General features: G+C 64.2%; 12 protein-coding genes. 9 read left to right on the forward strand and 3 right to left on the reverse strand.

What is annotated here, in order from left to right; translation table 11 throughout:
• The 7 genes from AC097O_RS23195 to AC097O_RS23225 form a co-directional block, all read left to right on the forward strand.
• Positions 1–251 (forward strand): hypothetical protein (locus AC097O_RS23195; RefSeq protein ID WP_479595314.1); only part of this gene is annotated, 251 nt, incomplete at its 5' end.
• Positions 248–1624 (forward strand): formimidoylglutamate deiminase, encoded by a 1377-nt coding sequence (locus tag AC097O_RS23200; protein WP_479595315.1) that lies wholly within the window; start codon positions 248–250, stop codon positions 1622–1624. The genes AC097O_RS23195 and AC097O_RS23200, both read left to right, overlap by 4 nt.
• Before the next feature lie 2 nt (positions 1625–1626).
• Positions 1627–2427, forward strand: coding sequence for an N-formylglutamate deformylase (gene hutG / locus AC097O_RS23205; protein WP_479595316.1), 801 nt, complete (start codon positions 1627–1629; stop codon positions 2425–2427).
• Between the two features lie 445 nt (positions 2428–2872).
• The gene (locus tag AC097O_RS23210; protein ID WP_479595317.1) at positions 2873–3346 is read left to right on the forward strand and encodes a hypothetical protein; all 474 of its coding nucleotides are present in this window, start codon (positions 2873–2875) and stop codon (positions 3344–3346) included.
• Between the two features lie 102 nt (positions 3347–3448).
• On the forward strand, positions 3449–3868 hold the full coding sequence (locus tag AC097O_RS23215; RefSeq protein ID WP_479595318.1) for a hypothetical protein: 420 nt from the start codon (positions 3449–3451) through the stop codon (positions 3866–3868).
• A gap of 351 nt (positions 3869–4219) precedes the next feature.
• Positions 4220–4708: an N-acetyltransferase family protein gene (locus AC097O_RS23220; RefSeq protein WP_479595319.1), complete on the forward strand. Its 489-nt coding sequence runs from the start codon at positions 4220–4222 to the stop codon at positions 4706–4708.
• Positions 4709–4822: 114 nt separating this feature from the next.
• On the forward strand, positions 4823–5653 hold the full coding sequence (locus tag AC097O_RS23225) for a M90 family metallopeptidase (protein WP_479595320.1): 831 nt from the start codon (positions 4823–4825) through the stop codon (positions 5651–5653).
• 75 nt (positions 5654–5728) lie between these two features.
• Here AC097O_RS23225 and adeC read toward each other — a convergent pair whose 3' ends face one another.
• Genes adeC through AC097O_RS23240 form a run of 3 tightly spaced genes read right to left on the reverse strand, consistent with a single transcriptional unit; the run spans position 5729 to position 11492 of the window.
• The gene (gene adeC, locus AC097O_RS23230) at positions 5729–7141 is read right to left on the reverse strand and encodes an AdeC/AdeK/OprM family multidrug efflux complex outer membrane factor (RefSeq protein WP_479595321.1); all 1413 of its coding nucleotides are present in this window, start codon (positions 7139–7141) and stop codon (positions 5729–5731) included.
• A 1-nt stretch (position 7142) separates the two neighbouring features.
• Positions 7143–10280, reverse strand: a complete 3138-nt coding sequence (locus tag AC097O_RS23235; RefSeq protein WP_479595322.1) for an efflux RND transporter permease subunit — start codon at positions 10278–10280, stop codon at positions 7143–7145.
• A 15-nt stretch (positions 10281–10295) separates the two neighbouring features.
• Positions 10296–11492, reverse strand: coding sequence for an efflux RND transporter periplasmic adaptor subunit (locus AC097O_RS23240; RefSeq protein ID WP_479595323.1), 1197 nt, complete (start codon positions 11490–11492; stop codon positions 10296–10298).
• A gap of 151 nt (positions 11493–11643) precedes the next feature.
• On the opposite strand from AC097O_RS23240, the gene AC097O_RS23245 reads away from it, so the two are divergent.
• Positions 11644–12249, forward strand: a complete 606-nt coding sequence (locus AC097O_RS23245; RefSeq protein ID WP_479595324.1) for a TetR/AcrR family transcriptional regulator — start codon at positions 11644–11646, stop codon at positions 12247–12249.
• Positions 12250–12375: 126 nt separating this feature from the next.
• On the forward strand, positions 12376–14058 hold the full coding sequence (locus AC097O_RS23250; protein WP_479595325.1) for a hypothetical protein: 1683 nt from the start codon (positions 12376–12378) through the stop codon (positions 14056–14058).

Here is a 14058-nt window from a genome sequence, read left to right on the forward strand (position 1 = left end):
CCTGGGGTCCCCATCTGTATGCGCCGAGGAGCGCAGTGGAATGCGGATCAGGGCTGGCGTTGTTTGAGCGCAGCGAGTTTAGCCAGACCCCGCATTCCACGAGCACCGCAGGTTCCCGTAGCGCCAGCGCAGGGCGCAGACAGTTGGGGCGCCTTTCTTTTGGTGACTTTTCTTTTGCGCAAAAGAAAAGTTACTGCGCCGCCGGGCGCATCACCCGGCCGACCATGCCCATAGACAAGGCACATCCATGACAAGCCTCCACGCCCAAAACGCCCTCCTCCCCACAGGCTGGGAAAAAAACGTCCTCCTCCAATGGAGCACAAGCGGTGACCTCACAGCAGTCACCCCCAACGCCACCCCCGGCAACGCCCCCCAAGCCGCAGGCCCCCTAACCCCAGGCCTCCCCAACCTCCACTCCCACGCCTTCCAGCGCGCCATGGCCGGACTCACCGAATTCCGGGGCGCCGCCCAAGACAGCTTCTGGAGCTGGCGCACGCTGATGTACCAATTCGCCGCCCGCCTCTCCCCCGAGCAGGTCGAGGCCATCGCCACCTGGCTCTACATCGAAATGCTGGAAGCGGGCTACACATCGGTATGCGAATTCCACTACCTGCACCACAGCGCCGACGGCACGCCTTACGCCGATGATGCCGAGCTGTCCAAAGCGCTTTTGCGCGCCGCCAAAACGGCAGGCATCGCCATCACCCTGCTGCCCGTGCTGTACCAAACCAGCGGCTTCGGCGGCACGCCGCCCACCAACGGCCAGCGCCGCTTTATCCGCTCCACCGACTCCATGCTGCGCCTGTTGGAAACGCTCAAACCTTTGTGCGATGCACAAGGCGCACGGCTGGGCCTGGCCCCGCATTCCCTGCGCGCCGTGCCGCCCCACAGCCTGCGCGAGGCCGTGGCCGGGCTGCACGCCATGGACGCATCCGCCCCGGTACACATCCACATAGCAGAGCAAACCGCCGAGGTCGATGCCTGCCTGGCCTGGAGTGGCCAGCGCCCAGTGGAGTGGCTGCTAGACCACGCGCCGGTCGATGCGCGCTGGTGCCTCATCCACGCCACCCACATGGTGGATGCCGAATACCAGCGCGCGGCGGCCAGCGGCGCGGTAGCGGGCATCTGCCCCAGCACCGAGGCGAATCTGGGCGACGGCCTGTTCGACATGCCGCGCTGGCGTGGTGCGGGCGGTGCCTGGGGCATCGGCTCCGACAGCCACGCCTGCGTCAACGCCGCCGAGGAGCTGATGCTGCTCGAATACGGCCAGCGCCTGCAGTTTCGCCAGCGCAACGTGCTCGCCAGTGCCGACCACAGCCAGGTCGCCACCGCCACCCTGCTGCAAACCGTGGCAGGCGGCGCGCAGGCCTCGGGCAGAACCGCAAACGGCCTGGCGGTAGGCCAGCGTGCCGACTTCTGTGTGCTCGACGCGCAGCACCTGGCCCTGGCCGGATTGAATGCCCCCGAGATGCTCTCGGCCCACGTCTTCGCCAGCCACCGCACCTCGGCGCTCGATGCCGTCTGGGTCGGCGGCCAGCAGCGCACCCACCAAGGCCGCCACCCGCTGCACGACGCAGCCGCCGCGGCCTTCATCCAAGCCCGCACCCAACTCACGCAAGGGTAACCATGCAAGCCTTCACATTCATCCCAGGCACCCAGCCGCTGCTGATCTCCATGCCCCACGTAGGCACCTACCTGCCGCCCGCGCTGGCCGCGCGGCTGACCCCCACCGCCCGGCAGGTGCACGACACCGACTGGCACCTGGAGCGCCTGTACGGCTTCGCCCAGGAGCTCGGCGCGTCGGTGCTCATCGCCACCCACTCCCGCTACGTGATCGACCTGAACCGCGACCCCAGCGGGGCCAGCCTCTACCCCGGCCAGAGCGTCACCGGCCTGTGCCCCGTAGACGATTTCGACAACCAGCCGCTGTACCAAGACCCCGCCGACGTGCCCACCACCGCCGAGATCGCCCTGCGCCGCGATACCCTGTGGCAGCCGTATCACCAACAACTGCAAGCCGAACTGGCCCGCATCCAAGCCGTCCACGGTAAAGCGGTTTTGTGGGACGCACACTCCATCCGCTCGGTGGTGCCGCGCTTTTTCGAAGGCAAACTGCCGGATTTGAATTTAGGCAGCGGCAACGGCACGAGTTGCGACCCCGCGATGTCTGCCGCGCTGCTGGCCATCGCCCAGAGCGCCCCCGGCTACACCGCCGTGCTCAATGGCCGCTTCCAGGGCGGCTACATCACCCGCCACTACGGCCAGCCCGCGCAGCACATCCACGCCATCCAGCTGGAAATGACCCAGAGCAGCTACATGCAGGAAACCATGCCCTTCGACTACCTGCCCGAGGTGGCCGCAGGCATCCAGCCCCATCTGCGGCGGATGGTGGAGGCGGCGCTGGAGTTTGGGGTAAACAGCCACTGAGCCACCACGGACGGTAGCCCAGTGGGGTCAGACCATCCATGCGCGCCGAAAAGCCTGTTTCAGAACGCCCCTCAACCGCATGCGTGTTCTGACCCCGCTGGGCGGTTAAGCGCCCCAAAAACGAGCACCGCGCAACAGGCATGGCGGGGCGGCACCGGGACGACGGATGTTCAGGATGTCAGGGAATACGGCGCGCTAAATCGCCAATCGGGGAGCGGAATACAAATGCACACCATCCAGCGCACCATTCAAACCGCCAGTTTAGGTCATACATCACAAAAACTTGTGAAAAATCGTATACAACTGGATGCATAATTTTGGGGCTCGATGACCCATGCCTTTGCAAACCGCCACCAGCGGTATGTAAAGGCTTTTTTCTAGGCACAAGGCTTATACGCCTTTGTCATCGGCGAATCCCTCAAAACACCAACCAGGAACATTTCCCGTGAAGTCTCTCTACCTCTCTGCAGCAGTTCTCATGCTCTCCGGCTGCGCATCCGTCATGAACGACACCACCAGCCCCGTCAAAATTGAAACCAAAACCGAGGCAGGCGAACTGGTCAAAGGCGCGGAGTGCACCCTCACCAATGACAAAGCATCCACCACCGTCAAATCCGGTGAAATCGCCAATGTTCGACGCTCCAACGCCGATCTCGACATCACATGCCTCCATCCTGCCAACCCAGATGCCGTCGCCAAAGCCACATCGCGCGTGAATGGCGGCATGTTTGGAAACATTCTTTTGGGTGGTGGCATTGGCATGATCGTCGACCACAACCGAGGCACGGCGTACTCCTACCCGGCCTGGATTCAATTGGTTTTCGGCAAAACACTGGCATTCGACCGGCGCGACGAAAAAGACGGCCAGCCCGTCCCTCCTGTGGCTGCGCCCGCAGTCACCGCGACCAAAGCCCCCTGATTTCCTAACCTGACAGCACCGTGCCGCAGTGGCTCTGCGGCAGCCCACCCAGGCAAATCGCGCCGCCCGTGGGCAGGTGAAAACCGCCGACTTGGATTCCAAATGCAAGCCTCACTCTCCCACCACCCTCTTTCCAAACGATTTCTTGCCTTGATGGCGGTGTACTTCTGCGCCAGCCTGGGCCATTTCAGCCACAACGCGACCTTCATCTGCACCTACCCGAATCTGCCCACCTGGCTGACAACCGCCCAGGTGTACGGCGCGTGGGCCGCCATCACAGCGGTGGGGGCAGCGGGTCTGGTGTTGTTGCGCCAGCGATTTTTTGCGCTGGGATTGGGCGCGGTGGCGGTGTACGCCGCACTCGGGTTTGACGGGCTGGGCCACTATGCACTGGCCCCCATCCAGTTCCACTCGCTGGGGGCGAACCTGAGCATCCTGTCCGAAGTCGCCGCTGCGGCGCTGCTCCTGCCCGCCACGCTGTGGGTGGCTCTACAACACCGCGCCCAAATCCATAACAAATAAGGCTCTGGCGCAGAGAGTACCTGCCCGAGGTGACCGCAAGCATCCAGCCGTATCTGCGAAAAATGGTGGAGGCGGCGCTTGGGCTTGGGGTAAACCACCGCTGAGCCACCACGGACGGTAGCCCAGTGGGGTTAGACCATCCATGCGCGCCGAAAAGTAGGTGACCAGCACGGCTCCCAACCGCATGCGTGTTCTGACCCCGCTGGGCGGTTAAACACCCAAAAGACGAGCACCACGCAACGGACATTGCGGGTCGCCATTGGGGTACCGGATGTTCAGAATGCATTGAAATATTGCACGCTAAACCGCCAATAGGGGTCTCCGACGGAGAAGCGCCACCTTGTATTGAATATGATCACACCGTCCACGGTGCATATTACGGAAGCCACTATGCCGATCCGAAAATACCAAAAATCCGACTTCTCAGAGATATTAAAAATATATGCGCTGACAAAGCTTGAAGAGCTTCGTTTTGAATCCAGAAACTTCAAGCTGGTGCCGCTGGATCGCGATACGATTCGGCTTCAAAAATTCGAAGAATGCGAAGTATTTGTATATGAAGAAGCCGCAATTTTGGGTTACTGCGCAGTTCACCACCATGAAATAAGAGCACTCTTTGTTTTACCTGCATTCCAGGGCAGAAGCATCGGCAAAAGCATGCTTGGGTTTCTCCTCTCCAGAATCCGAGGGACTGCCACATTAAGTTTGGCGGCCTCAAACACTCCCGCCAAGAAAATCTACGAAAGCTTTGGTTTTACCGTCAGCTCCGAATTCATGGCTGAATATGACGGAAAACCTGTTCTCGCGATTGAAATGCAGCGGGAGCAAAGTAACGAATAGGCTATCGATGGGCCGCTTTACCAACCATTACGGCAGTCGGGCGCGCTACATACGCAATTCCTCTCCACCGCACTGCTTGCAATACCCCACTTGGGTGCCAGCTAGAGCAGAGATATGGACACCCCCACCGCCACCTTCCTAGCCCTCCTGCTCCTCGCCACCATCTGCATCCTGGGCTGGTTCACCCCCCAATGGTGGGTGGCCCGACGCAGGCGCAAGATTCGGCAGCAGCCCTTCCCCGCCGCGTGGCGCACGATCTTGCGCTGCCGCGTGCCGCTGGTGCGGCGCATGCCTGCGGACCTGCAACTGCAGCTGAAACAGCAGATGCAGGTCTTCATTGCCGAGAAGGCGTTTCTGGGCTGTGCGGGCCTGGTGGTGACCGACGAAATGCGGGTGGTAATTGCCGCCCAGGCCTGCCTGCTGGTGCTGAACCGGCCCACCGGGCTGTACCCGCATCTGCGGCAAATCCTGGTCTACCCGGGGGCATTTGCGGTGCAGCGCACGCACACCGACGGCGTGGTGCAGCGCGAGGAGCGGCAGACGCTACTGGGCGAGTCCTGGGCACAGGGGCAGGTGGTTTTGTCGTGGCACGACGCGCTGGAGGGAGCTACCACGCCCGGCGATGGGCGCAACGTGGTGATCCACGAATTTGCCCACCAGCTGGACCAGGAAAAAGGCCATGCCAACGGTGCGCCGCACAGAAGCCGTAACGCCGATCCGGCCCGCTGGTCCCAGGTGTTCCACGCCGCCTACGCCAAACTGCGGCGCGAGGCCCACGTGGGCGAACCCGGCCTGCTGAACCACTACGGCGCGCAAGACCCGGCCGAGTTCTTCGCCGTGGTGTCCGAAGTGTTCTTCGAGCAACCAGTGGAATTGAAGGACTACGACCCAGCGCTGTACCAGGAGCTGAGCGGCTACTACCGGGTGGACCCGGCGGGTTGGTGACAACAGCTTTTAAACAAAATCAGCCCCTCACGCCCATTCCATCGGCGCAAGCAGCTCTCATTTAAATAGCACGCATCACTTCGCCGCTAAGGCCTCCCCGCTCCAGCCCCCACCCAGCACCTTGTACAGCGTGACCTCGTTGGCCAAGCGAGACAGCTGGGTGCCGATCAAACCCTGCTGCGCGGCATACAGACTGCGCTGGGTCACCATCACGTCGAGGTAGCTGTCTACGCCGCGCTGGTAGCGGGCGTTGGACAGTTGGAAGCTGTCCGCCGTGGCATCCACCAGGGCTTGCTGGGCGCTGAGTTGGTCGCCCAGGTTGCTGCGCTGGGCCAGGGCATCGGCGACTTCGCGGAAGGCGGTCTGGATGGCTTTTTCGTACTGGGCCACGTGGATGTCGCGGGTGACGGTGGCGATGTCCAGGTTGGCCTGGTTGGCACCCCCATCGAACAGCGGCAGAGTGATTTGCGGCACAAAACTCCAGGCCCCGGCACCGGCTTTGAACAGGCCGACCAGGTCGTTGCTGCTGCTGCCCGCCGACGCGGTGAGGCTGATGCGCGGGTAGAAGGCGGCGCGGGCCGCACCGATGTTGTAGCTGGCGGCTTGCAGCGTGTGCTCGGCCTGCAGGATGTCGGGGCGGCGCTGCAGCAGGTCGGACGGCAGGCCTGCAGGTAGGTCGGGCAGCGCGCTGACGCGGGTGGCCAGGCCGGTGGGGGCCAGGTTCGCAGGCACGGCGGTGCCCAGCAGCAGGGCCAAGGCGTTCTGGTCCAGCGCCACCTGGGCGGTGTAGCTGGCCACATCGACGCGGGCAGACTCCACGCTGGTTTGCTGCTGGCGCAGGGTCAAGGCCGAGTCGGTGCCCAGCTCGAACCGGCGCTGGGTGAGGCCATAGGTGTCGCTCTGGCTTTGCAGGGTTTGGCGGGCCAGGGCCAGGCGGGCCAGATCGGCCGACCAGGTGAGGTAGGCGCTGGCGACTTCGGCCACCAGGCTGATCTGGGTGCTGCGGCGGGCCTCGGCGGTGGCCAGGTACGACTCCAGGGCCTGGGCGTTCAGGCTGCGCACGCGGCCAAACAGGTCCAGCTCGTAGGCGCTGGTGCCGATGTTGGCGCTGTATTGGTGGCCCACCACGGCCTGGCCGGTACCCGACAGGCTGGCCGGGGTGCGGCTGGCGCTGCCACTGCCGCTGGCGTTCAGCGTGGGCCAGATCGCGGCATCCTGCACCCGGTACTGGGCGCGGGCCTGGGCAATATTGAGCACCGCTACGCGCAGGTCGCGGTTGTTGGCCAGGGCCAGGTCGATCAGGCCGCGCAGCTTGGCATCGGCAAAGAAGTCGCGCCAATCGATATCGGCGGCGGCCTGGCCGCTGGCCGAGGCGGTGGGGAATACCGCAGGCACGGGGGCGGCAGGGCGTTCGTAGGTGGGTGCTAGGCTGCTGCAGCCCGCCAAAACGGCGGCGAGTGCGAGGCTGGTCAATTTAAAAAATGGCATTTCAGTGACCTTCCAACAAAACAGGTGCGGCAGTGGGCTTGCGCTTGAACAAACGCATCACCACCACATAAAACAGCGGCACGAAAAAGATGGCCAACACGGTGCCCGACAGCATGCCGCCCACCACCGCCGTGCCCAGCGCGTTCTGCGCACCGGCCCCGGCACCCGAGCTGAGCACCAGCGGCAGCACACCCAGCACAAAGGCCAGCGAGGTCATCAGAATCGGGCGCAGGCGCATGCGGGCGGCGGTGAGCGCGGCCTGCACCTCGTCCATGCCCTGGGCCACCAGGTCCTTGGCAAACTCCACGATCAGAATCGCGTTCTTCGAGGCCAGGCCCACGGTGGTGAGCAGACCCACCTGGAAGTACACGTCGTTCATTTTGAAGCTCAGCATGGCGGCCAGCAGCGTGCCCAGCACACCCAGCGGCACCACCAGAATCACCGACAGCGGGATGGCCCAGCTCTCGTACAGCGCTGCCAGGCACAGGAACACCACCAGGATGGACACGGCATACAGCATGGTGCTTTGCCCGCTGGAGGCGCGCTCTTGCTTGGACAAGCCGGTCCACTCGTAGCCTATGCCCGCAGGCAGCTCGGCGGCGTGTTGTTCCACCAGGTCCATGGCCTCGCCGCTGGACAGCACGCCGGGCAGGCCCTGGCCCAGAATTTCGACCGAGGGCACGCTGTTGTAGCGCTCCAAACGGGGTGAGCCAGAGGTCCAGCTGGCAGTGGCAAACGCGCTGAACGGCACCATGGCTCCGCTGCTGTTGCGCACGAACCAGCGGTCGATGTCGCTGGGCAGCATGCGGAACTGCGCATCGGCCTGCAAGAAGACCTTTTTCACCCGGCCCTGGTCGATGAAGTCGTTCACATAGCTGCTACCCCAGGCGGCAGAAAAGGTGGCGTTGATGTCGGACATGCTCAGGCCCAAGGCCCCGGCTTTTTGCGCGTCGATTTCCAGCTTGAACTCGGCCGTGTCTTCCAGCCCGTTGGGGCGCACGCCGACCAGGCCTTTTTCTTGCGCCAACGCGCCCAGCAACTGGTTGCGCGCCTGCATCAGGGCCGCATGGCCCACGTTGCCACGGTCTTGCAGCATCAAATCGAAACCGGTGGCATTGCCCAGCTCGGACACGGCGGGCGGCACCACGGCAAACACCGAGCCGTCGCGGATGCTGGCAAACGCGGCCGAGGCTTTGGCGGCCACAGCGCTGACCTTTAGCGCGGCGGCGGTGCGCTCGTCCCAGGACTTAAGCTTGACGAAGGCCAGGCCCGCGTTTTGCCCGCTACCGGCAAAGCTGAAACCGGCCACCGAGAAGACGGATTCGACCGCGTCCTTCTGGTCTTGCAGAAAATGCTTTTCTACCGTGTCGATCACCTTCAGCGTGCGCTCTTGGGTGGCACCGGGCGGCAACTGGATCAGGGTGAACAGGCTGCCCTGGTCTTCGTCGGGCAAAAAGCTGGCCGGGATCTTGGTGAAGCTATAGCCCACAAAAGCCACCACCACCGCATAGCCCAGCATGTAGACCTTGCCACGCCCCAGCATGTGGCGCACCACGCCCTGGTAGCGGTGGCTGCCGCGGTCAAACACGCGGTTGAACCAGCCAAAAAAGCCGGTGTTGGTCAACGCATGGCCCTTGGCCACGGGCTTGAGCAGGGTGGCGCACAAGGCGGGCGTGAGGATCATCGCCACCAGCACCGACAGCGTCATGGCCGCCACGATGGTGACGGTGAACTGGCGGTAGATCACGCCGGTAGAGCCGCCAAAAAACGCCATCGGCACAAACACCGCCGCCAGCACCAGGGCCACGCCCACCAGCGCGCCGGTGATCTGGCCCATGGATTTGCGCGTGGCCTCCAGCGGCGTGGAGCCGTCTTCAGTCATCACCCGCTCCACGTTTTCCACCACCACAATCGCATCGTCCACCAGCAGGCCGATAGCCAGCACCATGGCCAGCATGGTCAGGGTGTTGATGGAATAACCAAACGCCGACAGCACGCCAAAGGTGCCCAGCAGCACCACCGGCACCGCAATCGTGGGGATCAGCGTGGCGCGGAAATTCTGCAAAAACAAATACATCACAAAAAACACCAGCACCACGGCCTCAATCAGCGTCTTCACCACTTCTTCGATGGAGATGCGCACAAACGGTGTGGTGTCGTAGGGCTTGTAGGCCTTCATGCCGGTGGGGAAGAACTTGCCCAGCTCGTCCAGCTTGGCATCCACGCCGCGCACGGTGTCGAGCGCATTCGCGCCGGTGGCCAGCTTGATGGCCAGACCGGTGGCGGGCTTGCCGTTGAAGTGGGCCACGCTGCCGTAGTTTTCGCTGCCCAGCTCGATGCGGGCCACGTCGCGCAGGCGCACGTTGGAGCCGTCGGTCTGGGTGCGCAGGATGATGTTTTCAAACTCTTCGGCGGTTTGCAGCCGGGTTTGCGAGGTGATGGTGGCGTTGAGCTGCTGCCCGGCCGCCGATGGCAGTCCCCCCAGCTGGCCCGCCGACACCTGGGCGTTTTGCGCGCTGATGGCGGTACTCACATCAGTGGGGGTGAGCTTGAAGTTATTCAGCTTGCTCGGGTCCAGCCAGACGCGCATGGCGTACTGCGCACCAAACAGCGTGGTGTCGCCCACGCCCTGCACGCGGCTGATCTGGTCTTGCACGTTGGCGGCCACATAGTCGGCCAGGTCCGCACCGTCCATCTTGCCGTCTTCCGACACAAAGGCGATCACGCTCAAAAAGCTGGCGGACGACTTGGTGACCTGCACGCCCTGCTGCTGCACCTCTTGCGGCAGCAGCGGCGTGGCCAGGGCCAGCTTGTTTTGCACCTGCACCTGGGCAGTGTCGGGGTTGGTGCCGTTCTCGAACGTCAACGTGATGTTCACGCTGCCAGACGCATCGCTGGTAGACGAGATGTAGTCCAGGCCGTCCAGGCCCTTCATTTTTTGCTCAATGATCTGGGTGACGGTGTCCTCCAGCGTCTTGGCGGATGCGCCGGGGTAGCTGGCGCTGATGCCCACCGACGGTGGGGCAATGGTGGGGTACTGCGCGATGGGCAGGCTGGTGATCGACAAGATGCCGGCCAGCATCACGATGATGGCCAGTACCCAGGCGAAGATCGGGCGGTCGATGAAAAAACGGGCCATGGATAGTCTCCGGAATTAGTTCTTGGCCACAGCCGCACTGGCCGCAGCAGCAGGCTTGGCCGCCAGGGGTTGGGCATCTACCGCCGCGCCGGGCCGGGCTTTGTCCTGGCCTTCGACCACCAGCTTGTCGCCCGCCTGCAGGCCGCTGGTCACCAGCCACTGGTCGCCAATGGCGCGTTCGGTCACCAGCGTGCGCTGCTCCAGCTTGCCGTCGGCGGCCACCACAAAGGCCACGGGCTTGCCGGTGCTGTCGCGGCTCACGGCGGGCTGTGGCACCAGCAGGGCCTGCTCGGCCACAGCCTGGGCCAGCACGGCGCGCACATACATGCCGGGCAGCAGCTCGGCATGGGGGTTGGGAAACTCGGCGCGCAGGGTGACGGCACCGGTGCTCTGGTCCACCGTCACGTCGGTGAACTTGAGCTTGCCGTCCAGCGGATAGGTGCTGCCGTCTTCCAGCCGCAGCGTGACCTTGGCCGTGCCGCTGCCCAGCGTGCCCTGGGCCAGCGCGCGCTTCAACGCCAGCAGGGCGCTGCTGGACTGGGTGATGTCCACGTAGATGGGGTTGAGCTTTTGCACCGTGGCCAGCGCGGTGGTCTGGTTGGCCGTCACCAGCGCCCCCACCGTCACCGCGGACTTGCCGATGCGCCCGCTGATGGGCGCGTTGACGCGGGTGTAGTCCAGGTTGATCTTGGCGGTTTGCAACGCCGCCTTGGCCGAAGCCACATCGGCCTCGCCCTGCAGCTGCGTGGCGGCGGCGTTGTCGGCCTCTTGCTGGCTCACCGCCTTGATGGCCACCAGTTCCTTGTAGCGGCTGGCCTGCAGCTGGGTAGACACCAGCGTGGCCTGTGCCTTGGCCAGCGCGGCCTGGGCGCTGTCAACGGCAGCGCGGTAGCTGGCCGGGTCTACCTGGTACAGCAGCGTACCGGCCTTTACCTCGCTGCCCTCTACAAACTTGCGCGTCTGCACCAGGCCCGTGATCTGGGGCCGCACATCGGCCACTTCCACCGGCGCGGTGCGCCCGGGCAGCTCGCTGGTCAGCGCCACGCGCTGGGGTTGCACCACGATGTAGCTGACCTGCGGAGCCGCCGGGGCTGCCGCCGGTGCGGAGGTGGAGGCTGCCTGGCCGCAGGCGGCCAATGCCAGCACCACGGCCAAAGCCGACACTGCCATCCAGGATGCCGTGGGCCGGTACGAAAAATAAGGGATGTGCATGGAAAAACTCCTGGGGAACAAGGCATCTGCCGATGGCTTGCGATAGGTCAAAACACCGTTCATAACTGTACTGTACGGTTCATTTTAAATTTGACAATTGCCGCCTGTCAAGCAAAAATGTACAGATGAGTACACTTAAAAGAAGCACCCCATGAAAGTCCGCACCGATGCCAAGCGCGACGCGATCCTGCAGATTGCCGCCGAGGTGTTCCGCGAAATGGGCTACGAGCGCGCCTCGATGGCGGCCATTTCGGCCCGCGTGGGCGGCTCCAAGGCCACGCTGTACGGCTACTTTCCGTCCAAGGAAGCCATCTTCCTGACGCTGGCGCGCCAGTTCGGGGCCGAGCACATCGACCCGGCGCTGGAGGAGCTGGTCACCTCGCAAGACGACGACCTGCCCCGCCTGCTGCAGCGCTTTGGCGAGCGCCTGCTGGTGTTTCTGGCCTCTACCACGGCCATGTCGTCCTACCGCCTGGTGCTGGCCGAAGCCGGGCATTCCGAGGTGGGGCGCTTGTTTTTTGAGGCGGGCCAGCAGCAGGGCGAGCAGGCCGTGGCCGCGTATTTCCAGTCGGCCATGGACCGGGGCCTGCTGCGCCAGGCCGACCCACTGGTGGCGGCACGGCACTTTGGCGCGCTGATGCACTCCGAGATCGACCACCGCTACTTCTACCGCGAGAGCCCCGAACTCAGCCCAGAGCAGATCACCGGCATGGCCGAGCGGGCGGTGCAGGTGTTCATGGGCGGGTACCGACCCTGATTTTCTTATGCGTTTTAGGCCGCTAGCGCTTATTGAATAGGCGCAAGCAGCTATCTAAAAAATAGCATGGTCAAGCTTGCGGCGCTCCTCTACACTTCGGCCATTGCCTGCCACAAAGTGCCCACGATGAACACCGCAACCCACGCCGCCGCGCCCCCCGTGGTCGAACACTTCCGCCAGGTCTTGCTCTGGCCGCTGCGGCTGATGCCGGTGCGCGGCAGCGAGGGCACGCACGCCAAGCCCTGGCAGGTGCTGGCCGATATGGCCGATGGGGGCGAGGCCTCCCCCTGGCGCGAGGTGGTGGACGAGTTCACCGGCGACAGCAGCCGCTTCCACGAGCGGCATTACAACGAATTTGTGTCGTTTTTGCCCTATGTGCAGCGCTTTTTGTACGGCGAGGGCCTACCCAGGCATGGCGCTTCGAACGCGGCCCAGGGCTCGCCGATGCGCGTCTTCCGCCGCCACGACATTGCCGCCGTGCGGGTGGTGCCGCGCCCGGGCGACGCGCCCATTACGCTGGAGACGGTACACGTAGACCTGTACTTCTTTCTCGACGTGGACCTGGTGCTACTGAACGTGGAGGTCACCGCCAACCACCTGCCGCTGGAGACGGCGCAGGAACTGATGTACCGCTTTGGCCGCGCTTACCCCGCGGGCTGGGACGCACGCGGCCAGGCCCTGCACTGCCTGGCCCAGGCCGAATGGCTGGACGCGCAAGGCCAGGTGCTGGCCGCGTCCGATGCCAACCAGCGCGATGCCTTTCTGGCCCACGTCAGCACCCGGCGCGCGCCGCGCATCTCGGCCCACTGGGATTTCATGATGCGCCCGCTGGTGGCCGACCACTCGGACCACCCCGGCCCGCTGCGCTTTCGCCAGATCGAGTACTACCGCATGCCGCAAATGGCCTACCTGGCCATGGACCGGCCCCGCGACCTGAGCCGCAGTGACTTTGTGCGCCTGGGCCTGGTCACCGGCTCGGGTGCGCGCGACCCCGCAGGCGGCTGCGCCCTGCCCTACGGCGACCAGCACCTGGCCGACTTCGAGGCCAAATACTGCTACGACCGTTTCTGGACCGAAGGTGGTGCCGCCCCCAACACCCGCTACCTGTGCAACGGCCACGCCATGGTGGTGGTGGGCGATGCCAGCAGCCAGTTCTACGGCTGCCGCGACCGGGGCGTGCTGGCGCAGTTCCGGCACCAGCATTTTTTGGTGTTTCTGATCGCCCACTTCCAGAAGGCCGCGCTGCTGATGTATTCAGACCGGCTGGCCGAGACGCTGAAGAACCTGGATATCTCCGACCCGGCCAGCGTGCGCCAGTTCAAGCGCTCCATCCGCAGCGGCTTTGCCAGCTTTTTGCGCTTTACCCACCGCTACTGGTTCCACGAGGTGTCGGAGCAGGCGCAGGTGCGGGCCCTGTTCCACATGTGCTCGCACCACCTGGAGGTAGACCCGCTGTACGCCGAGGTGAAAGAGCGCATCGCCGAGATGAACCAGTACCTGGAGGCCGACAGCCTGCGCCGCCAGGCCAATACCGTGGTGCGCCTCACGGTGGTGACCATCTTCGGCCTGATCGGCACCGTGACCACCGGCTTTTTGGGCATGAACCTGCTGGCCGAGGCCGAGGCCCCGCTGGAGCGGCGGCTGCTGATCTTTGCCGTCGTCTTTGTGCTGACCACGGCGCTGACGGTCTACACCATGGTCAAGTCCAAGCGCCTGTCGGACTTTCTGGACGTGCTGTCCGACGAGCGCACCTCGCTGTGGCAAAAGTGCAAGGCCCTGGCTGGCGTGTGGACGCGCCAGGATGACTAA

It is taken from the genome of Rhodoferax sp. LS1P39, assembly GCF_056521425.1.

Coding starts and splice junctions, on each gene's coding strand:
- AC097O_RS23220 (WP_479595319.1), top strand. CDS start 4,220: ATGATCACACCGTCCACGGTGCATATTACGGAAGCCACTATGCCGATC.
- AC097O_RS23240 (WP_479595323.1), bottom strand. CDS start 11,492: ATGCACATCCCTTATTTTTCGTACCGGCCCACGGCATCCTGGATGGCA.
- AC097O_RS23235 (WP_479595322.1), bottom strand. CDS start 10,280: ATGGCCCGTTTTTTCATCGACCGCCCGATCTTCGCCTGGGTACTGGCC.
- AC097O_RS23250 (WP_479595325.1), top strand. CDS start 12,376: ATGAACACCGCAACCCACGCCGCCGCGCCCCCCGTGGTCGAACACTTC.
- hutG (WP_479595316.1), top strand. CDS start 1,627: ATGCAAGCCTTCACATTCATCCCAGGCACCCAGCCGCTGCTGATCTCC.
- AC097O_RS23200 (WP_479595315.1), top strand. CDS start 248: ATGACAAGCCTCCACGCCCAAAACGCCCTCCTCCCCACAGGCTGGGAA.
- AC097O_RS23225 (WP_479595320.1), top strand. CDS start 4,823: ATGGACACCCCCACCGCCACCTTCCTAGCCCTCCTGCTCCTCGCCACC.
- AC097O_RS23215 (WP_479595318.1), top strand. CDS start 3,449: ATGCAAGCCTCACTCTCCCACCACCCTCTTTCCAAACGATTTCTTGCC.
- adeC (WP_479595321.1), bottom strand. CDS start 7,141: ATGCCATTTTTTAAATTGACCAGCCTCGCACTCGCCGCCGTTTTGGCG.
- AC097O_RS23245 (WP_479595324.1), top strand. CDS start 11,644: ATGAAAGTCCGCACCGATGCCAAGCGCGACGCGATCCTGCAGATTGCC.